At 34.7% G+C, this 24,010-nt stretch carries 21 protein-coding genes; 16 read left to right on the forward strand and 5 right to left on the reverse strand.

The genetic code is table 11. From position 1 onward, the window contains the following. The first annotated feature begins 52 nt into the window (after positions 1 to 52). The 3 genes from Q0W95_RS03100 to Q0W95_RS03110 all read left to right on the forward strand — a co-directional run bounded on the left by Q0W95_RS03100 (position 53) and on the right by Q0W95_RS03110 (position 4,300). Positions 53 to 679, forward strand: a complete 627-nt coding sequence (locus Q0W95_RS03100; protein WP_297789892.1) for a DUF5633 domain-containing protein — start codon at positions 53 to 55, stop codon at positions 677 to 679. Next, positions 679 to 1,638 (forward strand): hypothetical protein, encoded by a 960-nt coding sequence (locus tag Q0W95_RS03105; RefSeq protein WP_297789894.1) that lies wholly within the window; start codon positions 679 to 681, stop codon positions 1,636 to 1,638. Before Q0W95_RS03100 ends, Q0W95_RS03105 begins: the two co-directional genes overlap by 1 nt. A 178-nt stretch (positions 1,639 to 1,816) precedes the next feature. Further along, on the forward strand, positions 1,817 to 4,300 hold the full coding sequence (locus tag Q0W95_RS03110; protein WP_297789896.1) for a SpaA isopeptide-forming pilin-related protein: 2,484 nt from the start codon (positions 1,817 to 1,819) through the stop codon (positions 4,298 to 4,300). A gap of 133 nt (positions 4,301 to 4,433) precedes the next feature. Here the strand turns inward: Q0W95_RS03110 and Q0W95_RS03115 are convergent, their stop codons facing one another. The 4 genes from Q0W95_RS03115 to Q0W95_RS03130 are packed head-to-tail and all read right to left on the reverse strand — an operon-like array spanning position 4,434 to position 8,801. Then, positions 4,434 to 6,110, reverse strand: a complete 1,677-nt coding sequence (locus tag Q0W95_RS03115) for a hypothetical protein (protein WP_297789898.1) — start codon at positions 6,108 to 6,110, stop codon at positions 4,434 to 4,436. Then, complete coding sequence (locus Q0W95_RS03120; RefSeq protein ID WP_297789900.1) at positions 6,100 to 6,984, reverse strand: MoxR family ATPase; 885 nt, start codon at positions 6,982 to 6,984, stop codon at positions 6,100 to 6,102. The genes Q0W95_RS03115 and Q0W95_RS03120 overlap by 11 nt, the downstream gene beginning before the upstream one ends. Position 6,985: 1 nt before the next feature. Then, positions 6,986 to 7,294 (reverse strand): hypothetical protein, encoded by a 309-nt coding sequence (locus tag Q0W95_RS03125; protein ID WP_297789902.1) that lies wholly within the window; start codon positions 7,292 to 7,294, stop codon positions 6,986 to 6,988. A 52-nt stretch (positions 7,295 to 7,346) separates the two neighbouring features. Beyond that, positions 7,347 to 8,801 (reverse strand): carbon starvation CstA family protein, encoded by a 1,455-nt coding sequence (locus tag Q0W95_RS03130; protein WP_297789903.1) that lies wholly within the window; start codon positions 8,799 to 8,801, stop codon positions 7,347 to 7,349. A 227-nt stretch (positions 8,802 to 9,028) separates the two neighbouring features. On the opposite strand from Q0W95_RS03130, the gene rimP reads away from it, so the two are divergent. The 13 genes from rimP to recA all read left to right on the forward strand — a co-directional run bounded on the left by rimP (position 9,029) and on the right by recA (position 22,876). After that, the gene (gene rimP, locus Q0W95_RS03135) at positions 9,029 to 9,472 is read left to right on the forward strand and encodes a ribosome maturation factor RimP (protein WP_297789905.1); all 444 of its coding nucleotides are present in this window, start codon (positions 9,029 to 9,031) and stop codon (positions 9,470 to 9,472) included. Between the two features lie 9 nt (positions 9,473 to 9,481). Continuing rightward, entirely contained in the window at positions 9,482 to 10,711 is a 1,230-nt protein-coding gene (gene nusA / locus Q0W95_RS03140; RefSeq protein WP_297789907.1) for a transcription termination factor NusA, read from the forward strand. 4 nt (positions 10,712 to 10,715) lie between these two features. Continuing rightward, positions 10,716 to 10,982: a YlxR family protein gene (locus Q0W95_RS03145; RefSeq protein ID WP_297789908.1), complete on the forward strand. Its 267-nt coding sequence runs from the start codon at positions 10,716 to 10,718 to the stop codon at positions 10,980 to 10,982. Positions 10,983 to 10,992: 10 nt separating this feature from the next. Then, positions 10,993 to 13,119: a translation initiation factor IF-2 gene (gene infB / locus Q0W95_RS03150; RefSeq protein ID WP_297789909.1), complete on the forward strand. Its 2,127-nt coding sequence runs from the start codon at positions 10,993 to 10,995 to the stop codon at positions 13,117 to 13,119. After that, positions 13,119 to 13,505 (forward strand): 30S ribosome-binding factor RbfA, encoded by a 387-nt coding sequence (gene rbfA, locus Q0W95_RS03155; RefSeq protein WP_297789911.1) that lies wholly within the window; start codon positions 13,119 to 13,121, stop codon positions 13,503 to 13,505. Before infB ends, rbfA begins: the two co-directional genes overlap by 1 nt. Further along, positions 13,483 to 14,457 (forward strand): bifunctional oligoribonuclease/PAP phosphatase NrnA, encoded by a 975-nt coding sequence (locus tag Q0W95_RS03160; RefSeq protein WP_297789913.1) that lies wholly within the window; start codon positions 13,483 to 13,485, stop codon positions 14,455 to 14,457. The genes rbfA and Q0W95_RS03160 overlap by 23 nt, the downstream gene beginning before the upstream one ends. Further along, the gene (gene truB, locus Q0W95_RS03165) at positions 14,450 to 15,337 is read left to right on the forward strand and encodes a tRNA pseudouridine(55) synthase TruB (protein WP_297789915.1); all 888 of its coding nucleotides are present in this window, start codon (positions 14,450 to 14,452) and stop codon (positions 15,335 to 15,337) included. Before Q0W95_RS03160 ends, truB begins: the two co-directional genes overlap by 8 nt. Continuing rightward, positions 15,321 to 16,262, forward strand: coding sequence for a bifunctional riboflavin kinase/FAD synthetase (locus Q0W95_RS03170; protein ID WP_297789916.1), 942 nt, complete (start codon positions 15,321 to 15,323; stop codon positions 16,260 to 16,262). The genes truB and Q0W95_RS03170 overlap by 17 nt, the downstream gene beginning before the upstream one ends. Positions 16,263 to 16,369: 107 nt before the next feature. Next, positions 16,370 to 16,636, forward strand: coding sequence for a 30S ribosomal protein S15 (rpsO, locus tag Q0W95_RS03175; protein WP_297789918.1), 267 nt, complete (start codon positions 16,370 to 16,372; stop codon positions 16,634 to 16,636). A 45-nt stretch (positions 16,637 to 16,681) separates the two neighbouring features. Further along, the gene (pnp, locus tag Q0W95_RS03180) at positions 16,682 to 18,820 is read left to right on the forward strand and encodes a polyribonucleotide nucleotidyltransferase (protein ID WP_297789920.1); all 2,139 of its coding nucleotides are present in this window, start codon (positions 16,682 to 16,684) and stop codon (positions 18,818 to 18,820) included. Positions 18,821 to 18,894: 74 nt separating this feature from the next. Further along, positions 18,895 to 21,198, forward strand: a complete 2,304-nt coding sequence (locus Q0W95_RS03185) for a DNA translocase FtsK (protein ID WP_297789922.1) — start codon at positions 18,895 to 18,897, stop codon at positions 21,196 to 21,198. Next, positions 21,185 to 21,715 (forward strand): CDP-diacylglycerol--glycerol-3-phosphate 3-phosphatidyltransferase, encoded by a 531-nt coding sequence (gene pgsA, locus Q0W95_RS03190; protein WP_297789924.1) that lies wholly within the window; start codon positions 21,185 to 21,187, stop codon positions 21,713 to 21,715. Before Q0W95_RS03185 ends, pgsA begins: the two co-directional genes overlap by 14 nt. A gap of 117 nt (positions 21,716 to 21,832) precedes the next feature. Next, positions 21,833 to 22,876 carry a recombinase RecA gene (recA, locus tag Q0W95_RS03195; protein WP_297789926.1) on the forward strand — a complete coding sequence of 348 codons (1,044 nt, stop codon included), beginning with the start codon at positions 21,833 to 21,835 and terminating at the stop codon, positions 22,874 to 22,876. A 58-nt stretch (positions 22,877 to 22,934) separates the two neighbouring features. On the opposite strand, the gene Q0W95_RS03200 is transcribed toward recA, so the two are convergent. Then, positions 22,935 to 23,969 (reverse strand): DNA polymerase IV, encoded by a 1,035-nt coding sequence (locus Q0W95_RS03200; protein ID WP_297789928.1) that lies wholly within the window; start codon positions 23,967 to 23,969, stop codon positions 22,935 to 22,937. Between the last annotated feature and the right edge of the window lie 41 nt (positions 23,970 to 24,010).

Raw genomic sequence — 24,010 nt, forward strand, 5'->3', positions numbered from 1 at the left:
TATATAATGTTAATGATAAAAAAATATCAGAATAATAGAAAAGGAGAGGGGAATGAAGAAAAAAAGAGTATTAACTACAAGTTTAGTCCTTGCTTTAGGAACTGGCCTACTTATAACACCAGCATATGCAAATGCTGAGCTTGAAAGTGACTTACAAACAGCAAGTGAGCTTACACAGTCAATGAAGAATCACAAGGTAGAAGTTGATAAGATTAGAAGGGATAAAAGTGAAGAGAAGCCAAATGATGACAAGGAACCTTCTACACCATCAAATAATGACAAAGATTCTGGTAATGATTTAATTGGTGGAGCTTTGGAAAGCAAAGGCTACGATAGCAAAGAAGAAGCTGAGAAGGCAGGTAAAAAAGCTTTAGAAAATTCACCAAACAAAAAATCATTTAGTGTATCAAAAGGTGTAGATGGTAAATATTATTTCCACTTGTGGAAAGATAGTGAAAATCCAACAGAAGACACTAAAGATAAGAAAACTAATAATAGTAAAAACGAAGAATCTACAAACACATCTAAGGCAAAAGAAAGTAAAAATAAAGAAAATAATAAACAAGTAGCAAACAATTCTTCTAACGTAAAAACAGGTATCACCCCACTTACTGGAGTTATATCAACACTAATTGCATCAATCGGAGCACTTGGTTTTAACAAAAAGGAGAATAAATAATGAAAAGAAGTATTAAAGCAGCACTAATCCTAGCATTAGGTTTAGGTCTTATAACAGGAACAAATACCGATATTAAAGCTTACGCTGAAAGTGAAGTAAGATATGTAGAAAATAAACAAGAACTCAAAAGAGTTGAAGAAGCTATAGCTGAGCTTAAAGCTTCTAAAACTGATTTAGACGAATCTATTAGCGCCGCTGTTGAAAGAATTAGAAACTCTAATCCAACATCACCTACAGAAGAAGAACTAAAAGTTTTAAACCCTGCTTATATGAAAAGTGTTGAGGCTAAAAATTTAATCTTAAAACTAGAAACATATAAACTAAAACTTGAAGAAGAAAAGCCTTCTGATAAGAATAAGCCATCTGATAAAGAAGAAACCCCATCTGATAAACCTTCTGAAAAAGATAAACCAACCGATGAGGATAAACCATCAGAAGAAAAACAAAAAATCACTAAAAAGACTGTAAAAGAAAAAATTCCATTCAAAACTAAAAGAGCTGTAAACGATCCAGGCCTTAAAGCAAGAATCGCACAAGTCGGATCAGACGGTTTTGTTGAATACGAACTAACCTATAAAGGCGACAAACTAATTGATAAAAAAGAAATCAATAGAGTTGAACCAACAGATGAAATTATAGAAACACATGTTAAGGTAAAAGACGCTAAAATGGGTACAAGAGAAGTTGAAGACAAATCTAAGCCAATCTATAAGACAGAATATCAACAAAAAGCCTTTGTTAGAGGATATCCAGAAAAAGAATGGATCGAAACTGGTGAAGAAAACGTTCAATACTGGGAATTCGATTCCTTTAAAGAAGCTTATGATTTCTTTATAAAAAATAATATCATGGGAAACTATGGTGATTTAGACAAATATAAAGAAGTCAAAACTCTAGTTGGATACGAAAAGAAAACTGAAACTTATGAAATCTCCCCTGCTGTTTATGAATGGAGATAATACAATAGACTCGATTAATTCGAGTCTTATTTTTTATCAGTATTTATTGAAACACTTCAACATACAATAATAATTTGACAAATTTATTAAATAATGATAAAATATAAGGTGAACAAATATTATGAAAGGAAGGTGAAAATCAAATTAAACAAATACAAAACATATAGGAGAAGATAATATGAAAAAGAAATTTAAACTCTTAAGTTTTGTATTCATATTCCTACTAAGTTTTGTAGGAATAAACAAAGTAAACGCTGACAGAAATGGTACAAATTATTATTTAAGCTTTAGTGTAGATGATAAGACGCCAGTAGGAACAATAATAAAAAATACGGCTAGAATCACACAAATGCAAAGTGATAGTGTTGGAGACCCAGCGATGGCTCCTGGTGAGTTTAGATTATACGGGATAAACGAACCAACATTCTGCACACAAGTTAATGCTCAAATATATACAGAAAGTGGCACATACACCGAAGAAAAATCTATTCCTATCAGCCAAGAATATATTGATATTTTTGCATACTCTCATTTAAAAAAAGATACAAAAAATCAAAAAATATTTGATAGACCAACAACTAAACTTCTACAAGCCGCAGTTTGGGAACATTTGGGACAAGCTAGGCTTAATTCAACCTATAAAGCTATAGTAGATAAGCAAAAAATTATAGCTAAAAAAGCTAGGAATATTACCCGTGATTTGACGAGTATTAAAGGAAGTACCGTTTTGCCATATAAGTCACAACATGGCTCTATTACCTCTAGTGAAGATCACATGTTAAAACTTATCGAAAATTTAGTAAAAACTACTCCAGAAATAATACTAAAAACCACATCAACAAACGGTACAGCGAGCATTTCCGCACAAGGAACCTTAACTTATAATGTAAAAGATCCGAGTAAGCCAACAACTATAACTGTTTACTGGAAAGATTATTTCTTAAATGTAAGTGGAGAAGAAATTAAATGGAAATCAAAGTTATCAGCAAAAGGGTATTATGGACAAGATTTATCCACTTTTAAACTTCACCAAAAGGATGCTAGTATTACCTTTACCTTCGCTCCGCAAGATGAAGAACTTAAAATCAAAAAATATGAAAAAACTACCCTACAAAATAGTATCAAAGCTTGTAACGAAGCTCCAAAACTATATCAACTAGATGGTGCAGTATATGGTGTCTATGACAACCTAGATAATGCTAAGGCTAATAGAAACCCATTTAAAACATTAACTCTAAGATATGACTCAGGTAATAGAACTTATGTTAGCGGTACAGTTAAAGTTCCAGCTAATAAGACTTATTGGATTAGAGAGATAAAAGCTCCAAAAGGCTATTCTCTAAATCCAAACTATTACACAGTTCATGCAAAGACTACTAATGTTTACCAAGAAGTAGATGAAAATGCCATTACCGACCCTATTCGTATAATGGTTAATAAAAAAAGCGATAAGCGTAAACCACTAGCTGGTGCAGAATTTGAAGTATCTTATTTCAATGACTTACTAACTAAAGAGCAAATAGGCAACATAAGACCAACAAGGACTTGGAAATTTAGAACAGACTCAAGCGGAAGAATATATTTAAACGATCAATACAAAATAGGTGGAGACCCTCTTTATAAAAAATCTGATGGCACACCTACTGGTTTAAAAGGAACTTATCTAATAAGAGAAACTAAAGCTCCTAAAGGATATAAGCTTGACACTAAACAAGAGATTAGACATATCACTGGCGATCAAAGCTTTGTTAGCACTGTCAAGTTTGAAAACAACCCAGTAAACGCAACTAACGTAGAACAAGTTGGTAAAATCAGTATCGAAAAAATTGATAAAGAAACTAAACAAAGACTAAATGGTATCAAATTTGATATAAGACTTATGGAGGCTCAAGGTGAAAATGACATAGAACCTGGAACTATAGTCGATACTCTAGTTATGGGAGAAAAGGAAGAAAGTAAAGAACTCCCATTAGGTCTTTACGAAATAATTGAAAGACCCGATTCCTTAAAAGGTCGTGGTTACCAAATTATGCAAAAACAGCTTGCGATAATGATAGAGGGTTCAGACGACGGCAACAAGTTCGGTGATTATAGTTACACATCTAAAAAACATAATCAAAACCTCATAAACGCTCGTGCTGGCAAAAATGGCAATAATGACTGGACTCTATTCTTAACCTTAGATAACATTCCACAAAAAGGTACTCTAACCCTTATCAAAGAGGCACCAATGTTGACTGGAACAACAACTGAGGATAAATTTGGTTACAAAGTTACAAAACCAAAAATTGAAAAAGAAAGACTTGCTGGAACAAAATGGCAATTAATTGCTGATGGGGATATTATCTCGAAAGATGGAGTAACACCTCTATACCAAAAAGGTCAAGTAGTAGAAACCCTTACATCAACTACAACATCCACAACCAGTAGAGAACATCCTTTAGGAAAATATATCCTAAAAGAAGTCGACTCCCCTAAACAATACACAGTCGATTTAAACTCTTATGATGTAACTTTTAACGTTCAAGATCCAGAAGTTAGAATTCATTCAATAACAACAACAAGACAAAACGAAAGAAAAGAAATTCCTTTTACTTTCACAAAAGAATTTGAAGGTTCTAAATACTTCACAAGAGACCCAGAAGCAATCTTTGGTCTCTAACTTGCAGAAGATTATACAGAAAATAGCACAACAATCAGAAAAGATACTTTACTAGATGCCATTAAGGTAAAGGCTATAGATTCTGAAAGTTAGAGTGGTAATGACTTAGTTTTACATAGCTAAAATTTTTAATCTAGGTATGTATTTTTTTAATTTGATTCTTAATTAAGATCGCTCCTGCTTTAGCTAGGTTATTTAAATCATTTATTGGGATAAAATCTTTATAGAAAAGGTATGCGGCATTTTCTGGATTGTCCTTGTGGATTAGGGCTGCTATTTTTATATTTTTCTTTCTTAATTTATTGATTTCATCTTTATAATCGGTAAGGGCAGCTTGTCCCTTGTATGGTTTATTTAATAATAATCCTTCTGTTATCAATGGCTTGATGTCGCTAGGACTTGCATCTGTTAATATCAAAAGAAGTTCGTTTTTGGCGTTTCTTTCTGTAATTGAGGAGATTGCTCTCATTGCCAACCCATCCCTATTAAATCCAATTGTTTTATAAGAAAATATCCTATTGATGTCAGCTTTTTCGCCAAAGTCTTTTAGGAAAGTAAGGACTGTGTAGTCGTCAACAGTCGAGTAGCTTATAATCCTATGATTGATATTATTTTTGCTAAGAGCTATGGATAGGATATAGGCTTCACTTGCTACAATTTCTTGTTTGTAGAGTAGGGAGGTAGATCCATCTAAAAGTATAGTTATTTTAAATGTATCTTTGGCATCATAAGTTTTTTTAGTAAAAATCTTTGGGTTATTTCCTACTTTTGATTTCCAGGAAAGAGAACCAACAAGCATTCCTTCTTTTGTGAGATAAGTGTCGGCGTCATTTATAGAATTTAGGGACAGTTTTATATTTTTGGCAAGTTTATTTATTATCCTCTTATTTTTATTTTCATTTTCTTTGTAGTAGGTATAATTTCTTTCTCTGGCTTTTTGATTTAGACTATTTATCAGATCATAAGAATTGGTAGACTCACCTCTGGTAAAGTACACATGTGATTTTTTGTGCTTATCAACTGCACATATTTCGTTTATGAGTAGTTCTGTTTCTAAGCTAAATAGTGGTTTGCCAAAAGTCCTAATGATATCTTCTCTCTTAGAATTTCTTAGTTGTGCTACGAAATTTTCTATGAAGTTATTGGTTGACGCATTTTTATTTTTAAAAATATCTGCCTTATTAGATCTTTCTAGTTGGTAGACACCTTTTAAATTAAAGAGAGAAAAGCCAATGTTTAATGGACTAATATATTTCTTTTTTTCTGAGAAATTAAGATACTTTCTAAATAGATATAGGATTTTACTAGATAGATTTCTAGAATTTGTAGAAGAATCTAAGGAAAAATTATTATATATCTGGTTTTCTTTTTCTGATAATTTATATTTTATCCCAAGAAGATCAGAGGATCTTTTCATTACTAGACTGTAATATAAGTTTTCCTTAAGGGCTAAATTTCTTCTTCTAAGGTCATTTTTATCTTGTAGGAATTCTCTTGCATAATTACATCTTAAGTTTGTAATGTGAGGTCTATTCAGATATTCCTTTTTGTAGCAGATATCTTCCAGTAAATATACTGCAAAAAGATCGAGACTATCCCTGTTCTTGTTATCTTCCCAAAGACTAAATAGATTATCTATAGTATCTTTACCAAAGTATTTTATTGATAGACCTATAATTAGATTAGTATAAAAATCGGGATTTCCACTTAGATCAAAACCAACAAGAGGAGGTTTAAAATTATAAGATTTGGCTCCGTTGTATATTTGGTTATATATTCTATTTTCTTCATTAAAAGATTTAGTATTCAAACATATCTCCATAATATATTTTTTCTTTAAATCGGGATTTGATAACATCAGTGATTAGAGCTTGTTCAAAAGCGTCAAATACTTTGTTTACAAGGCACATCCTGAGAGCCTCATTATATTCGAGTCCATTTTTGGAAAGATCTATAGAATCAAATATCCCTCTAAGGTCAATTGCATTTTCAGATATTTCGTTATTATCTGCTTTTAATTTGATATCGTAGAATAATTTAATAATCTGATTTAACATTTCATCTTTTAAATTAGGATAGGTTTCTTTAAGTAATATTTTGAGATTTTCTTCTTCGATAGTAGGCATATCAATTATTACAAACCTTGAGAGTAGAGCTTCGTTTAGCTCACGAGTTCCCTCGTAGTTATAATTCATTGTAGCTATAAATCTAGTCGCAGGATGAATTTTGATCAATTCATATGCTGGTATATCAATTATTCTCCTGTAGTCTAAAATAGAGTGGAGGGTCGCCATTGCTTCATTTCTAGCCATATTTATTTCATCCAAAACTAGAAAGCCACCTGCTTGACAAGCATTTGTTACTGGCCCTTTCCTAAAAATAACTTCTCCATCTTTTAAGGTATCAGTTCCTATTAGGATTGATGAGTCGATATTTACATGAAATGACACATTCCACATAGGCCTTTGAAATATAGTAGACAAGTTTTCAGCGAGAACATTTTTTCCTGTAGATTTAGCTCCTACTAAGAGTATATTCTTGCCTGACAAAATAGCAGTAGTTGCTTTATGGATAACAGAAGTACCACGATAGGTATACTTTGGATGTGCAATCCTATTTTTGTATTCGGATTTTACAGGGTAATCTTTTATAAATTGTCTTATTCTTTTAGATTCATCTATCATTTTATTTCTCTATTGGTATTTCATTTGCAACGTAAAGTTTCTTAAAATTTCCTAGGCCAAAGGCAGATAAGGTAATTTCTTGATCGTCCTTTATATACATTGAGATAGTTGGATTGTAAAAGATTGAGATATTTTCAAAATTAGTTTTTAGATATCTGCTATTATCATCATCCTTAAAACTTATGTCAAAATCTACAGTGCCAATTCCGCAACAAGCTGCCTTTTGGTCAAGGTCTGGATTGATAAAAATTTTGTCAATCTTCTTTTTTTCTAAAAAATTCAAAGCCTTTTTATCTAAGATAAATTTCATTTTTCCTCCTAATAAAAAAGGGGATGGCTAATGCCACCCACCCTTATAGTCTTTAGTCTAATTTAATAGCTTCAATTCTTCTTCTATTTTTCTTAGAAATCTTTACAACATAAATTGCATAGCATATTGCAATTATACCTGCTAGAGGATAGGCGATTTTAAAATCTTGACCAAATCCTAGACCCTTTACATTGATTATAAAGGCAAATACTATGAAAGTATAGAAGATGCCAGGAATCAAGGCGATGAGATAGTTTTTGTTGTTGTAAATTAAGTAGCTTGTAGCTACAGCTAAGGCAAATATTGCTACGAATTGGTTAGTAAATCCGAAATATCTCCAGAGGATGTTAAATCCTTTAGGATTTGATTTTGCAAAGTATAGGATAGCTGCTGCAGGAACGAATAGGCAAGCAGATAGACCAGCTCTTTTTGCTCCAGATTTTTGGTCGATGTTTAGCTCCTCAGCAATAATAAGTCTTAGAGATCTGAAGGCTGTATCACCAGATGTGATAGGAAGAGCTATAACTCCTAAGATTGCAAGGAGACCACCGATTTTACCCATGAAGTATCTTGAAATTTCTCCAACCATAAGTGTTCCTGGTGTGTCTAGGGCGGCTGTTTTAGTTGAGAAGATTACCATTGCACCAGCAGCCCAAATCATAGCTATAAATCCTTCAGCTATCATTGTTGAGTAGAAAGTTACTTTTGCTTCTTTTTCACTTTTTACAGTTCTTGATACAAGTGTTACTTGTGAACCATGGAAACCTGATAGGATACCACAGGCAACTGTTATAAAGAATGATGGGATAAATTTTTGTCCAAGTGGGTGTTTTGCCAATAGACCTTGACCCTCAAAGGCGAGATCAGCCCTGCCCTTATATAGGATTCCAACGAGAACTCCTATAGCAGAGATAATTAAGAATGCACCGAAAATTGGATAAATTCTTCCGATTAGCTTATCGATAGGAAGCACTGTTGAAAGGATATAATAAGCAAAAATTACTGCATAGATTATCCAAATAACATTTGAATTAGGATCAGCTCCCATTACATCATTTGCAATAAGATCTCCAGGTGTGTAGACAAATACAACTCCAGTTAATAGAAGAAGGATAGCAATTACAATATTGTAAAACTTCCTAGCTCCTTCACCTATGTACTTACCAACAAGTTTTGGGACTTGGCTACCACCGTTTCTCATTGAGATAAATCCAGTGCAAAAGTCGTGGACAGCTCCAGCGAATACACATCCTATAGGGATTGCAAGAAAGGCAATTGGTCCAAAAAGAATACCTTGGATAGGTCCAAGAATTGGGCCAGTACCTGCAATGTTTAGTAAGTTAATAAGCCAGTTTTTCTTCTCACTCATTACTACAAAGTCAACTCCATCAGCTTTTCTAACAGCTGGGGTTTGACGATCATCAGGTTGGAGTTGGCTTTCAACGTATTTTGAATAACCAAGACCACCTACTATTAGTATAATAATACCGATAATAAATAATAACATGATTTCCTCCTTTTATTATTCTAAATTTATTATAAATGTTTTCATGAATAATTACAAGCTAAAAAACGATTGTGCAATTAATAATTCAGGAATGTAAATGAATAAAGTGTATATTTTTAATGCGGGACAATAATTGAATATTAACTTTTATCAAGTATAATAGTATTAGCAAAAGAGTGGGGGATGGTTTCCACTCTTTTAATCTGTTAAGGCGGAAGGACGGTAGTATGGATTTAATTAATAAACTAAAGGAAATCTTTGAGGCTGATATTTATGATTTAGGATATGAATTGGTGGATATTGAGTACAAAGGATCCAAGGGCAACAAGATTCTTACTTTCTATATCTATAATGATGAAGGAATAACCATAGAAGATTGTGAGAAAGTGAGCAATTTTCTTGATACAAAACTTGATGAGGTCGATATTATTAAAGATTCATATTACCTTGAAGTATCAAGCCAAGACTTATCCAGACCCCTAAAAACTGATAGGGATCTTGAGAGAAACTTTGATGAACTTCTAAAGATTAAGATGAAGGATGGAGAAGTTTTCTTTGGTAAAATTTCAGGAATTGAAGAAGAGACTTATGAGTTTGATCTAGATGATGGTCAAAGTAGGATTGTTAAAAAAAGTGATGTAAAACAGATTAACATTGAGATTGTTTTCTAAGGAGATTTTATGAACAATGATTTTATGCTAGCCTTGGATGAGCTATGCAAGGAAAAGAGTTTGGATAAGGCAACTATTCTTGACGCCCTCCAAAAGGCTCTTATCAAAAGTTATCAAAAAAATTATGACAACCAAGAAAATGTTGATGTAATTATTGATGAAAGTACAGGTCAAATAGATGTATTTGCTTTAAAGAATGTAGTTGAAGAAGTTGAGGATTCTATTAGTCAAATATCCTTGAAAGAGGCAAGAGAATTCAACTCATCCTACCAGCTAGGGGACGTATGTCGTATTAAGCTTACTCCTAAAAACTTTGGTAGAGTTGCAGCTCAAACTGCAAGAAATATCGTCATCCAAAAGATTCGTGATGCTCAAAGAGATTCGCTCTATGGGGAATATATTGAAAGAGCCAATGAAATGATTACAGGTATTGTTCAAAGAGAAGATAAATTTAACTTGTATGTAAATTTGGATAAAATTGAGGGGATTGTTCCAACTAAGGAGCAAGTCGCAAGTGAGACCTACCTTCCAAATGCTAGGATGAAATTTCTAATTAAGGAAGTTAGAAATTCTTCAAAAGACCCTCAGATAATCCTATCTAGGTCAAGCCAAGATTTGATTACTAGATTGTTTGAGCTGGAAGTTCCAGAAATAACAGATGGGGTTATAGAAATTTATTCTCTGGCAAGAGAGGCAGGATCTAGGACCAAAATGGCAGTTTACTCAAATGATGAGGGGATAGATGCTGTTGGGGCTTGTATCGGATTTAAAGGTCAGAGAGTCAATTCGATAGTTGAAGAGCTTCAGGGAGAGAAGATTGATATTATCAATTTTGATAAGGATATTAAGGTCTTTATTTCAAACGCACTTTCTCCAGCAGATATCATTGATGTACTGGTGAATGAGAAAAACAAACAATCCCTTGTAGTTGTATCAGCTGACCAATTGTCCCTTGCTATTGGTAAGGAAGGTCAAAATGCAAGGCTTGCAGCAAGACTAACAGGTTGGAAGATAGATATAAAGAGTAAGGAAGAGTTTGATAAGCTAAGTCAAGAAGAGATTGATGAAATCCTAGGTTTGAATGAAGCTGAAGAAGTTAGTGAAAATGAAGAACCTAGCGATGAAGAAATCAAAGAAATTATTGAAGAAGAAACAGAAGGCACTAGCGATCTTTGTGATGATGTAACAAGCGAGAGTAGCCCTGAAAGTGATGAAGAAGAGTTACCTAATGAGGATTAATTAAATGAAAAAAGCTAGAAAGATTCCACAAAGAAAATGTGTGGTTTGTGGCGAGCTTAAAGATAAAAATGACCTTCTAAGAATTGTTAAAAACAAGGAAGAAGGGATTTTAATTGATGAATCAGGAAAGAAGAATGGACGTGGTGCCTATATTTGCAAGAGCGAAGCTTGTCTTAAAGGTGCGCGCCAAACTAATAAGCTAAACCGAGTTTTTAAAGAAAAAGTTTCAGATGAACTTTACGAGGAGTTAGAAGCTTATGATGTAAATTGAGGAGAAGTATATGGCAGAAAAAATTAGAGTATATGAACTAGCAAAAGAAAATAATATGGCAGCGAAAGATATGGTTAAACTTTTGATTGATGAGTTTGGCTTAGATATTAAATCTCATATGTCAATGGTGGGAGGAGCTGACCTTGATATAATTAATGAATATTTTGATGAGTTGAAGGAAGAAAAAGAAGAGAAAAAACAAGATAAGCACAAATCAAACAAAAAAGGAAATAAAAACCATCAAAAAAATATGGCTAAGGTTATAGACGAGGAAGAATTCGAGCAAGAAGATAGACCTAAGAAAAAGAAGAGAAAGAAAAAGTCTAAGAATAAGAAAACTTCTAAGATTAACAAAAAACAAGCCGAAGAAAAAAATGATTCTGGAATAATTGAAATTCCAGAGACAGTTAATGTAAAAACTTTTGCTGATAGAATTGGCGAATCTCCAAACTCTGTAATTGGTAAATTAATCGGTCTTGGTATAATGGCTGGATTAAATGATCAGATAGATTTTGAACAAGCAGAATTGGTTGCCCTTGATTTTGGCAAGGAGATTAGTCTAGAACAAGAATATGATGCCATTGAAGAACAATCAGTAGAATTAGACTACGAGGATAAGCAAGAGGATTTAGTAAGTAGACCTCCAGTTGTTTCAGTAATGGGCCATGTTGACCACGGCAAGACTTCAATACTTGATAGCATTAGATCTACAAGAGTAACTAGTGGAGAAGCTGGTGGGATAACCCAACACATAGGTGCGTCTGTAGTTGACTTAAATGGAAGGAAAATCTCCTTCTTAGATACACCGGGCCACGAGGCCTTTACAGAAATGAGGATGAGAGGAGCTCAATCAACAGATATAGCAATTCTTGTTGTTGCAGCAGATGATGGAGTTATGCCTCAAACAGTTGAAGCAATAAATCACGCCAAGGCTGCTGGTATACCTATAGTCGTAGCTATAAATAAAATTGATAAAGAAGTTGCCGACCCAAATAGGGTTAAACAAGAGCTAATGGAATACGGACTAGTTTCTGAAGAATGGGGCGGAGACACAATTATGGTTCCTGTATCTGCCCACACAGGAGAAGGAATTGAAGACCTACTTGAGATGGTTCTCCTAGTAGCTGATATGAAAGAGCTAAAGGCAAATCCAAATAGAAGAGCAGTTGGTATTATTATTGAAGCCCAACTTGACAAGGCAAGAGGAGCTGTTGCTACAGTTCTTGTTCAAAAGGGAACACTTCACTCAGGAGACTATGTGGTAACTGGTTCTGCTTCGGGAAGAATCAGAGCTATGTTCAACTCCCACGGTGAAGCTATAGATGAGGCTACCCCATCAATGCCAGCTCAAATCCTTGGTTTATCTGATGTTGCTGAAGCAGGAGATATGATTTATGCAGTTGAGGATGAACAAATAGCCAGAGAATTCGCCCAAAGAGCAGCAGAATTTAAGCGTGAAGAACACCTCAAGGCAAAGGCTAATACTAACCTAGAAGATATGTATTCAAACATAGCTGAAGGTGAATTAAAAGAACTTAACATAATCGTCAAAACTGATGTTAAGGGAACTGTTGATGCAGTAAGTCAATCCTTAGTCAAACTATCAAATGAGGAAGTGGTTGTTTCAGTTATAGCTGGAGCTGTTGGAGGAATTACAGAATCAGATGTTCTTCTAGCCCAAGCTTCTAATGCGGTAATAATTGGTTTTAATGTAAGGCCAACTCAAGGTGCTTTGGAAAGAGCCAAGGATAATAACATTGAAATAAGAACTTACTCAGTAATTTACGAAGCCATAGAAGATGTTGAAAAAGCCATCAAGGGTATGCTTGATCCAGAATTTAGGGAAGTTGTCCTTGGTCGTGCGGAAGTTCGTGATACATTCAAGGTTCCAGGCGCTGGAACGATTGCTGGCGTTATGGTAACTAATGGTTCTGTGCCAAGAAGAGCAAGTGTTAGACTACTTCGTGATAATATAGTGATTTTTGATGGAGAAATTTCATCAATGAAGAGATTTAAGGATGATGCTAAAGAACTCGCTCAAGGTTATGAGGGTGGTATCGGCCTTAACAGATTTAACGATATTAAGGTAGGCGATGTAATGGAAGCCTATGAAATGGTTGAGAAGGAAAGAGATTAATGAATAAGAGAAGAACGGAAAGAATTTCTTCTGAAGTTAAAAAAGAATTATCCAAGATAATGAGGGACGATCTTAGCGATCCAAGGCTAAGTACCGAGGCTATGGTTTCTTTGACAGATGTCGAAGTTACCAATGACCTCTCCTATGCAGACTGCTATATAAGCGTCTTAGGAGATAGTCAAAACAAAAAAGATGCCCTCGATGCTCTTGACCAAGCCAAAGGATATATAAAAATTCTTATTGGAGAGAGAATGAGACTTAGGTCTATGCCAGAATTTAGGTTTAAGTTAGACGAATCTATTGAGCATGGGGCCTATATGGATAAACTAATAGAAGAAACAATCGCAAAGGATAGAAAAGCCAATGAAGATAGAGAGAATCAGTAAAGAAAAACTAGATAAATTTAAAGAACTTGTGGATAATGCAGAAACTATTGCTATTGCATCCCACATCAACCCTGATGGTGATAACTTGGGATCAACCCTAGCTCTAAGAAAATCCTTAGAACTTTATGGCAAGGATGTTGAAGTTCTCGCTAATGATACTATTGACGATTATCTTCAATTTTTGCCAGAAAAAGAAAATTATAAGGAAGGTTCAAGAACCTCTTATGACCTCTTTATGATTCTTGATTGCTCAGAATTTGATAGGATTGGAGATAAGCTTACACCAATAGCCAGAGCATCAAAAAACACTCTTGTTATTGACCACCATGTAGGCGGAGGTATCACAACAGATTTAAACCTAATCTTTGATACTGCTCCAGCAACTTGCGAGCTTGTTTTCGAAATAATTGATAGGCTCAATCTTCCGATAGATAAGGATGTTGCTACATTAATCTATACAGGTCTATGCACAGATACTGGAAGATTTCTATATGCAAATGTAAGTGAGTACACTTTCAATGTGGCTGGAAGGCTATTAAGTCTTGGAGCTGATAGCGAATATATCTACAGAAATCTTTATCAATCAAAACCAATTAAAGTTATGAAATTCCAAACAGAAGTGATAGCAAATGCACAATTTTTTGATAAGAAAGCATATTCAGTTGTTTCTAAAGAACTTGTTAATAAACATGGTGTACAAATGGGGGATGCTGAAACAGTTGTAGGTATGTTGAGAGACCTTGATGAGGTTGGAGTTTCAATGATTCTAAAAGAATATGATGATGGTGAATATAAGGTATCTTTGAGAAGCAAGGATACGGATGTTGCCGTGGTAGCAAGAGCTAATGGTGGTGGTGGTCATATCAAGGCTAGTGGATTTTCAATTTTTGATCAATCCCTAGAAGCTGCTAGTGAAAAAGCTCTAGCAATCTTGAAGGAAATAGATGCATAGCGGTATCTTAAATATAAACAAAAAAAAAGGAATATCATCGGCAAGGTGCGTCTCCCTAGTAAGGAAGGCTCTTAACCAAAAGAAAGTAGGCCATACAGGAACTCTTGATCTTGAAGCATCAGGAGTTCTTCCTATAGTTGTCGGCAAAGCCACAAGAGTTTCAGACTATATGATGGGAAAGGATAAGACCTACAGAAGCCTAATAGAGTTCGGGAAAAAAACTGATACCTTAGATGGAGCTGGAAAAGTTATAGGTCAAAGTTCAAAGACAATAACAAGAATGGACCTAGAAAAAGCCTTAGAAAAATTTAGGGGAGAGATCACGCAAATTCCTCCTATGTACTCGGCTCTAAAGGTGGGTGGTAAGAAACTCTATGATTTGGCAAGAGCGGGAGTCGAGATTGATAGAAAGAAACGTAAGGTTACAATTTATGATATAAAGCTTATAGACTTTGATTTTCCTTACGCAAACATAGAAGTAACTTGTTCTAAGGGAACCTATATAAGAACCTTGGTAGACGATTTGGGAGAATATCTTGAAACTTATGCCTATGTCAAGGAACTAAGTCGAACAAGGGTTGGAGATTTTCTTTTGGAAGATGCTATAAAGTCTGATGATATCTTGGAAATTGGTAAGGATAGCCTTATAGGAAGGCTTGAAAGTATCGATAAGGCTTTGGATAATTTCCCTTCATATGGCTTAGAAAAAAAGTATTTCGATCAAGTTATCAATGGTATGACCATAAAGATTGAAGATGAAATCAATAGCCTTGCAAGAATTTATGTAGGGGAAGAATTTATTGGACTTGGAAAAAGTATAAAAAGTAAGGATGGATATTTTCTGAAAATGGAGAAAGTATTTTATGATAGACAAGATTAAAATTTATGACTTGAATATGGATCTCCCAGATCTCCAAAGAAAGGCAGTTTCTTTGGGTAACTTCGATGGAGTACATTTGGGTCATCAAAAACTAATGAAAAACAACTTAGAAATAAGCAAAAAATACAGCCTTGAACCTGCTGTCTTGCTTTTTAAGGAAAATACGAAGTTAAGGTTAAGGCATGAAAAGGACTATATGACAAGCCTCGAGGATAAGATTGAAATTCTTGCATCTATGGGAATTGAGACCTTTTGCCTAATTGATTTTGATGAAAAATTTATGAACCTTTCTCCAAGAGAATTTATAGCGGAAATTATTAACAAAAAGCTCAATGCATCTTACATAATATGTGGTAAGGACTATAGGTTCGGAAGAAAAGCGGCTGGAGATGTTGAAACTCTTAGAAAATTTGAAGAAAGATATGGCTTTAAAACTTCTGTTGTAGACTTTGAGAAGGAAGACGAAAACCATAAAATTTCATCAAATTCTATAAGAGATATTATTAGGCAAGGAAATATCAAGAAGGCAAATAAGTTGCTTGGAAGATACTATAAAATTAGGGGCAGGGTTGTTGATGGAATGAAAAGAGGAAGAACTCTTAATTTTCCAACTGCCAACTTAAATTTAAGTTTTAATTATGTATTACCTGTTGATGGCGTTTACCTCACTAGGGTTAGCGTAGATAATGAATTTCACTATGGTCTAACTAATATTGGTACAAATCCAACTTTTGAAAATGCTGATAGAAAAGTCGAAACTTATATCTTAGACTTTAAAGAAGATATTTATGGCAAGGACATAGCCCTTGAGTTTATCGAATTTTTTAGGCATGATATAAAATTCTCTTCCAAAGACGGTCTAATTGAGCAGATGAACATAGACAAGGCTATGGCCTATGAATATATAGAAAAATTATCAAAATAATTTTACAAATCAAAAAGTACAAGTATAATAACTGACGGTACCTTTACTAAGTAATCGATACCTCGACTTTTACTTGGTAATGGCAAATAAAATAAACGGAGGAAATTATGTTAAACACAGAAGCTAAACAAGCAATAATCAAAGAATACCAACTAGAAGAAGGAGATACAGGTTCTCCAGAAGTACAAATCGCAATCCTATCAAAAAGAATTGCTGATTTAACTGAACACTTAAAAGAAAACAAAAAAGATCACTCATCAAGAAGAGGTCTTTACAAAATGATTAGACGTAGAAAAGGTATGTTAAACTACCTTAGAGACAATGATATTGATAGATATAGATCAATCATTGAAAGACTAGGTTTAAGAGGTTAATTTTTGGCGGGGTTACTACCCGCCTTATTTTATATAGGAGTAAAGATGGTAAAAACTTATAAATACACATCAAAATTAGGAAAAGACCTTGAAGTTACCATAGGCAAGTTCGCTGAGCAAGCGAATGGAGAATGTTACATAAGAAGTGGAGATACTTCTATGCTTGTAACAGCGGTAGCTAGTGAGAAACCAAGAGAAGGAATAGATTTTTTCCCATTAATTTGTGATTTTCAAGAAAAATTATATGCAGTAGGAAAAATCCCAGGAGGTTTCTTAAAGAGAGAAGGTAAGGCAAGTGATGAAGCAACCCTTATTTCTCGACAAATGGATAGACCTCTAAGACCTCTTTTTCCAGAAAACTATTACAATGATGTCCAAATCATAGCTACTGTTTTGTCGATGGATGAAGATAATCTACCTGATCCGCTTACAACTATTGGAGCATCAATTGCCCTTGGTATTTCAGAAATACCTTTTGATGGACCAGTTGGAGCTTGTACGGTAGGTAAGGTTGGTGATAAACTAATCATTAACCCTAATAAGGAAGAAAGAGAAAAGTCTAGCCTAGAGCTTACTGTTGCAGGTAAGAAGGGGGCCATCAACATGGTAGAAGCTGGAGCGAAGGAGCTTTCAGAAGATGAAATGCTTGAGGCAATGCTCCTTGCTTTGGAAGAAATTGGCAATATATCTGACTTTATCCAAACAATAATCGACGATATAGGTAAAGAAAAAATCGAAGTCCCTGAAGTCGAAGAAACTGAGCTAGATAGAAAAATTTCTGAAGATTTTGAAGAAGAAATTAAAAGTTCAATCAGAACTACAGATAAGACTGAAAGAGAAGATAATATCTTTAGAATAGAAGAAGAAGCCAAGGAAAAATACCTAGAAGAATATCCAGAAACAGAAGACGAAATTCATAGAAGAATTGACAATATAATGAAAAAAGAAGTTCGTCGTATGATTTCAATTGATAAAATAAGACCAGATGGACGTGATCTTACTGAGATAAGACCTCTTTCTGCAGAAGCTGGTCTATTACCTAGGGTACATGGTTCTGGACTTTTCCAAAGAGGACAAACTCAAGTACTCTCTATTGTAACATTGGGCTCACCTGCCGATGTTCAAATAATTGATGGTTTAAACAAGGAAGAAATCAATAAGAGGTATATGCACCAATACAACTTCCCACCTTTCTGCGTAGGAGATATAAGACCACTAAGAGGACCTGGTCGTCGTGAGATCGGCCATGGACGTTTGGCTGAGAGAGCCTTAATTCCAGTGCTACCTGATGAAAAAGACTTTCCATATACTATTCGAGTTGTGTCAGAAGTTCTTTCATCTAATGGTTCAAGCTCTCAAGCATCTATTTGTGGTTCGACTCTTTCCTTGATGGATGCAGGAGTGCCAATCAAAAAGCCTGTTGCAGGTATAGCTATGGGTCTTATAAAGGAAGATGATTCAATATCTATCCTTACAGATATCCAAGGCCTAGAAGACCACCTTGGAGATATGGACTTTAAGGTTGCAGGAACTCGTGATGGTATTACAGCCTTACAAATGGATATGAAAATTTCAGGTATAACTAGAGAAGTTCTTGAACAATCCTTAAATGATGCTCACAGTGCTAGAATGAGAATCCTTGATGTAATTGAGGGAGCCATTGCTTCACCAAGAGCCGATATATCTGATTACGCACCTAGACTTTTTACAATAGATATAGATCCAGAAAAGGTTCGTGATGTGATTGGTTCAGGTGGAAAAACAATTAACAAAATAATTGATGCGACTGGAGTTAAGATAGAAACAGAGGATGATGGACACATAACTGTAGCATCTGAGAATGGAGAAAGTGGCAAGAAGGCGATTGAGATGATTAAGTCAATTGTTACTGATCCAAAACCTGGTGATATCTATGAAGGCAAGGTTGTAAGAATTATGAATTTTGGAGCTTTCGTTGAGATTGCAATTGGTAAGGAAGGTCTTCTTCATATTTCACAAATCGACCACCACAGGGTTGAAAAAGTGGAAGATGCACTAAGTGTTGGAGATGAAGTAAGGGTTAAGGTTACTGAAATTGACAGACAAGGTAGGATTAACCTATCTCGCAAGGCTCTTCTTGAAAAACCTGAAGCTTGGCCAGTTGATGAATCACCTTATAAGAAAAACGACAAAAAAGATAAGTAAGACTTAGAAGATAAACTGTCCTAGGGCAGTTTATTTTTTATACTCTTTATTATATAATTTATATAGAGGTGGAAATGACGAATATAAATCAGAATAGAATTAGAAAAAAATCGAATAAAAAATCACCTAACAAGACAAAGTCAAGGAAAACTAGAGAATTTACCTTTGACCTAAAGAAATTTTCTATAATAATGATGGTTGTTCAGATTTTGTTGTTTGTATTCATTTTAAGCTCGAACACAGGACTTATGGGAGATGTTTTGGCAAAGATTTTTGTGAAAATTTTTGGTAAGCTCGCCCTACTTGTGCCAGTCTTGATATTTTTTAGTTTTCTTGCAATAGCAATTGGAAAATTTAGGGCTAACCTGTCAAAGTTTTTCTTAATTTATGTAATTTATTTTCTTACTTTAGCCTTGTTAGCTAGAGATAGTATAAGAAATGATTTGGCGTGGACTATTGAATATTCTATGGTTCAAAAAGCCGATGGCGGAGGTGCTGTTGGTGGATTTGTTTGCTATTTCTTAGTAAACTTGATTGGAAATCTTGGCCTTTACATCCTCTATGGTCTTATGATTTTTGCTTTAATAGTCAATGTCAGTCCCTTTACTTATGGTGAGTTTTTCCATAAAACAAGGGGAATCTTACAAAGGATTTTTGTGAAAATGTTAAGTGCTGTTAAAGAAAAAAGTTTAGAGCTAAGAGAAAAAAGCCAAGCTAAGAAAGCTAGCAAAAAAGAGCTTGAAGATAATTTAATTGATGATTATCCAGATGATGAATCTGAAAAATTTAATATCACAGACTCAACTTTGGAAGATAAGCCTGTAAAGAAAAAGCCTTTAAAAAATTATGATTTGGAAAGTCTTGGTGATGCTAAGGTTAATAATTACAAGTCTCGTCAAGTCGAATTTGCAGACCTTAACGATAATTTCAGAAGGGAATTTGGAGATTATGCATATCCATCTATCGACCTTTTAGAAGATAGGGATGAGTATGGGGGAATGGATAATGATCAGATAAGGAAAAGGGCAATTGCTATAGAGGAAACTTTGGATTCTTTCGGTATTGATGGTAAGGTTGTTCAAATTGATGTTGGCCCTACGGTTACTTGCTACGAATTAAAACCTCAAAGGGGAGTAAAGGTAAGTAAGATTATAAATCTTGCAGATGATTTAGCTCTTTCTCTTGCAAGTAGTGGGATAAGAATTCAAGCTCCGATTCCAGGGAAAAGTCATGTGGGGATAGAAGTTCCAAATGATAAGAAGGAAGTGGTTGGACTTAAACAGATTCTTGCATCAGAAAATTTTGTAAAAGCTAAGAGTAAGATTCCCTTTGCTATGGGCAAGTCGATTTCTGGCAATGTTGAAGTTTCCGCCATAGAGAAAATGCCCCACTTGCTTGTTTCTGGAGCAACTGGTTCTGGTAAGTCCGTATGTATCAACACTATCATAATGTCTATTCTTTACAAACATTCACCAAATGATGTAAAACTTCTTTTAGTAGATCCAAAGGTTGTAGAGCTATCTATTTATAATGGTATTCCACATTTGATAATGCCTGTAATAACTGATCCAAAGAAAGCATCATCTTCTTTATTTTGGGCGATTTCTGAGATGGAAAAAAGATACAAGCTTTTTGAAAAACACCATGTTAGGGATATAGTCGGTTATAAGAGGGCTCAAAAATCGGATGATTCTATGGAAAACCTTCCTTATATTGTAATAATTATAGATGAGCTTGCGGATCTTATGATGACAGTAGGTGCGGAAGTTGAGGACTATATAACAAGGCTTGCTCAAAAATCAAGAGCTTGTGGAATCCATTTAATTATCGCAACTCAAAGACCTACAGTAGATGTAATTACTGGAACTATAAAGGCGAATATTCCATCAAGAATTGCTTTTGCAGTAACAAGCCAGATAGATTCGAGAACTATCCTAGATGCCCAAGGGGCAGAGAAACTTTTGGGCAAGGGAGATATGCTATACCAATCTAGTGATTCAATGAAACCTGTTAGAATCCAAGGAGCCTTTGTATCTGATGATGAGGTAATGAATGTTGTTAACTCAATCAAAGAAGGTAATGAGGTAGCCTATAACCAAGAAGCTATCGACAAGGTCGAGGAAGTTTCTGTAAAAGAGACAGATTTTAGCGAAGATGAAGACGAATTAATTGATGAAGCTATAAAGGTAATAGTTAATGAGAATACTGCCTCGGTTTCCATGCTCCAAAGGAAGCTTAAAATCGGATATGCTAGAGCTGGAAGGCTTATTGACCAGCTTGAACAAAGAGGAGTTGTTGGAGGATATGAAGGCTCTAAGCCAAGGAAGGTTCTCATAGATAGATCCTATTTTGAAGGAGGAGATAATGAATATAGCTAATAAAGTAACTTTAGTGAGATTGTTTTTAATCCCTGTTTTTGTACTTGTCTTTATGCTCGAAGGTAGGAGTATGAATCTTGCAGCAATAATTTTTGTCCTTGCATCTCTTACAGATGCTCTTGATGGCTACCTTGCAAGAAGTAGAAATCTCATAACAAATTTTGGGAAGTTTGTAGATCCTCTTGTAGATAAGGTATTAACAATGGCAGCTTTCCTTGTGCTTATAGAAGATGGAACAATAGCTGCTTGGCCTGTAATTATCATTATTTCAAGGGAACTAATTATAACAGGTTTTAGGACCCTAGCTGCTGATTCTGGAATTACAATAGCTGCAAGTATGTGGGGCAAGGCAAAGACAACTAGCCAGATGATAGCCCTTGTAATGTTATTAGTCAATGTTTCTAGTATTAATCATCTAGGAATTTATGTTTACTATTTGGCAGTTATTCTAACTGTTATATCAGGTCTTGACTATTTAATAAAAAATAAACAAGTATTAGACCTAGAAAATATATAGGCTATGCCCTGCTCATGGCAGGGTATTTCTTTGACTATTTTCCTTTAAGAATACAAAAAAAATGATATAATATTAAAAGAATACAGGATATAGTTTATAGAAAAATAGGAGAGTGCTATGGATAAAGAGAAACAAAAAGCCTTGGATCAGGCGTTTAAAAATATAGAAAAAAAATATGGTAAGGGTGCTATTATGAGGATGGGAGATACTCCTAGAGTCTCCGTTTCATCAATTCCAACAGGAGCTGTAAATCTTGACATAGCCTTAGGAATTGGAGGAATCCCAAGAGGAAGGGTAATTGAAATATTTGGTCCAGAATCATCAGGAAAAACTACCCTTGCCCTTCATATTGTCGCAGAAGACCAAAAGCTAGAACAAACATGTGCATTCATAGATGCTGAGCATGCTCTTGATGCAGAATATGCTGAGAATTTAGGAGTAGATATAGACAACCTCATCCTTTCTCAACCAGATACTGGAGAGCAAGGTCTTGATATAGCTGAAAGCTTAGTAAGAAGTGGGGCAGTTGACCTAATAGTTGTAGACTCAGTAGCAGCCCTAGTTCCTAGAGCAGAGATTGAAGGAGAAATGGGAGATAGCCATGTTGGTCTTCAAGCTAGGCTTATGAGTCAAGCTCTAAGGAGGCTAACAGGGGTAATAGCTAAGTCAAATACAACTGTTATTTTCATCAACCAACTTAGAGAAAAAGTTGGGGTAATGTTTGGTTCACCTGAAACTACTCCAGGTGGTCGTGCCTTGAAGTTCTATTCATCTGTTAGATTAGATATAAGAAGAGCTAAGACTATCACTCAAGGGGATGATTCAATTGGATCAAGAACAAGGGTTAAGGTTGTTAAGAATAAGGTCGCTCCACCATTTAAGGTTGTAGAATTTGATATTATGTATGGCAAGGGAATTTCTAAGTCTGGAGTTTTACTTGATACAGCAGTTGACCTTGAAATTGTCGACAAGGCAGGTTCTTGGTTCTCTTATAAGGGAGAAAAGCTTGGCCAAGGCAGGGAAAAGGTTAAGGATTACTTGGAAGAACATCCAGAAATAGCAAGTCAAATAGATGAAGAAGTTCGTGCTTCAATGGTACCTAAGGAAGAAAATCCAGAAGTAGAAACTAGTGATGATAGTGAAAAAAAAGATGAAGAATAAAATGTAAGAAATTTTGGCTAAATCCCCAAAATCCTAGATATGGATGAGGGGATTTTCTTTATAAGAATGAGAGTTGGTTTAAGTCTTTTTTGGTAAGATTTGACAGAGATATTCCAATAAGTCTTAGCTTATCTCCCTTGTAGGCTTCATCAAATAGACCTAGGGCTTCTCTATAAATATCTTCTGCCTTAGATATTGGCTCTTGGAGGGTGATTGCCTTGGTGTGAGTATTGAAATATTCGTCTTTAATCTTGATATTAACAGTCTTTGCTTGGATATCTTTGATATTCATTTCATCTTCAATCAAACTTGATATTTTTTTTAGATAAGAATACAAGAGAATCTTATCATCAGTATTTGCTTTTAAGGTGCGTTCTTTGCCTATACTCTTTCTTTTTCTTTGAGGATTGACCTTTCTATCATCAATTCCTCTAATCACATTATAAATATAAGAACCTTGCTTACCAAAATTATATACCAAATATTCTTCATCAAGTCTAAGTAGGTCGGCTACCTTACTGATTCCAATTTTAGCAAGTTTTTCACTTGTCTTTCTTCCTATACCGTGAACCTTTCTAACAGGAATATCTGGAAGTATTTTGTCTAAGTCTTCTTTGGTGATTTCTGTAATACCATGAGGTTTTTTCCAGTCACTTGCAAGTTTTGATAGAAATTTATTGTAGGATATGCCGATAGAAACACTAATACCAGTATCTTTATATATAGTATCTTGCAAATTTTGAGCAAGTACTACAGGCTTATCAGTTTCAACTACAAGGTAGGCTTCATCAATTGAAACTTGCTCCATGAGGATGGCAAAATTTTCAACTATAGCAAAAACCTCACATGACTTTTGCCTATAGTATTTATGGTCTACTGGGACTAGGATTAGGTTTGGGCAAAGATTTTTTGCCATAAATACAGGCATAGCAGAGTGTAATCCATAGGAACGAGCCTTGTAGTTGGCAGTAGTTAAAATAGACTTATTAGAAAGCCCGCCAACAGCTAGGGGAACATTTTTAAGTTTTGGATTTCTTAATTCTTCGCAGGATGCATAAAAGGCATCACAGTCAACATGGAAAATATATTTCATAGTTATATTATACTAGTTATTAGAATTTTAGTGCATTTTCA

This window comes from uncultured Anaerococcus sp. (assembly GCF_947253225.1).
Taxonomy (GTDB): Bacteria; Bacillota; Clostridia; order Tissierellales; family Peptoniphilaceae; genus Anaerococcus.

Bases quoted from the DNA above. Each gene is read 5' to 3' on its own strand.
- Q0W95_RS03100 (WP_297789892.1), top strand. From the start codon at position 53: ATGAAGAAAAAAAGAGTATTAACTACAAGTTTAGTCCTTGCTTTAGGA.
- Q0W95_RS03105 (WP_297789894.1), top strand. From the start codon at position 679: ATGAAAAGAAGTATTAAAGCAGCACTAATCCTAGCATTAGGTTTAGGT.
- Q0W95_RS03110 (WP_297789896.1), top strand. From the start codon at position 1,817: ATGAAAAAGAAATTTAAACTCTTAAGTTTTGTATTCATATTCCTACTA.
- Q0W95_RS03120 (WP_297789900.1), bottom strand. From the start codon at position 6,984: ATGATAGATGAATCTAAAAGAATAAGACAATTTATAAAAGATTACCCT.
- Q0W95_RS03125 (WP_297789902.1), bottom strand. From the start codon at position 7,294: ATGAAATTTATCTTAGATAAAAAGGCTTTGAATTTTTTAGAAAAAAAG.
- Q0W95_RS03130 (WP_297789903.1), bottom strand. From the start codon at position 8,801: ATGTTATTATTTATTATCGGTATTATTATACTAATAGTAGGTGGTCTT.
- rimP (WP_297789905.1), top strand. From the start codon at position 9,029: ATGGATTTAATTAATAAACTAAAGGAAATCTTTGAGGCTGATATTTAT.
- nusA (WP_297789907.1), top strand. From the start codon at position 9,482: ATGAACAATGATTTTATGCTAGCCTTGGATGAGCTATGCAAGGAAAAG.
- Q0W95_RS03145 (WP_297789908.1), top strand. From the start codon at position 10,716: ATGAAAAAAGCTAGAAAGATTCCACAAAGAAAATGTGTGGTTTGTGGC.
- infB (WP_297789909.1), top strand. From the start codon at position 10,993: ATGGCAGAAAAAATTAGAGTATATGAACTAGCAAAAGAAAATAATATG.
- rbfA (WP_297789911.1), top strand. From the start codon at position 13,119: ATGAATAAGAGAAGAACGGAAAGAATTTCTTCTGAAGTTAAAAAAGAA.
- Q0W95_RS03160 (WP_297789913.1), top strand. From the start codon at position 13,483: ATGAAGATAGAGAGAATCAGTAAAGAAAAACTAGATAAATTTAAAGAA.
- truB (WP_297789915.1), top strand. From the start codon at position 14,450: ATGCATAGCGGTATCTTAAATATAAACAAAAAAAAAGGAATATCATCG.
- Q0W95_RS03170 (WP_297789916.1), top strand. From the start codon at position 15,321: ATGATAGACAAGATTAAAATTTATGACTTGAATATGGATCTCCCAGAT.
- rpsO (WP_297789918.1), top strand. From the start codon at position 16,370: ATGTTAAACACAGAAGCTAAACAAGCAATAATCAAAGAATACCAACTA.
- pnp (WP_297789920.1), top strand. From the start codon at position 16,682: ATGGTAAAAACTTATAAATACACATCAAAATTAGGAAAAGACCTTGAA.
- Q0W95_RS03185 (WP_297789922.1), top strand. From the start codon at position 18,895: ATGACGAATATAAATCAGAATAGAATTAGAAAAAAATCGAATAAAAAA.
- pgsA (WP_297789924.1), top strand. From the start codon at position 21,185: ATGAATATAGCTAATAAAGTAACTTTAGTGAGATTGTTTTTAATCCCT.
- recA (WP_297789926.1), top strand. From the start codon at position 21,833: ATGGATAAAGAGAAACAAAAAGCCTTGGATCAGGCGTTTAAAAATATA.
- Q0W95_RS03200 (WP_297789928.1), bottom strand. From the start codon at position 23,969: ATGAAATATATTTTCCATGTTGACTGTGATGCCTTTTATGCATCCTGC.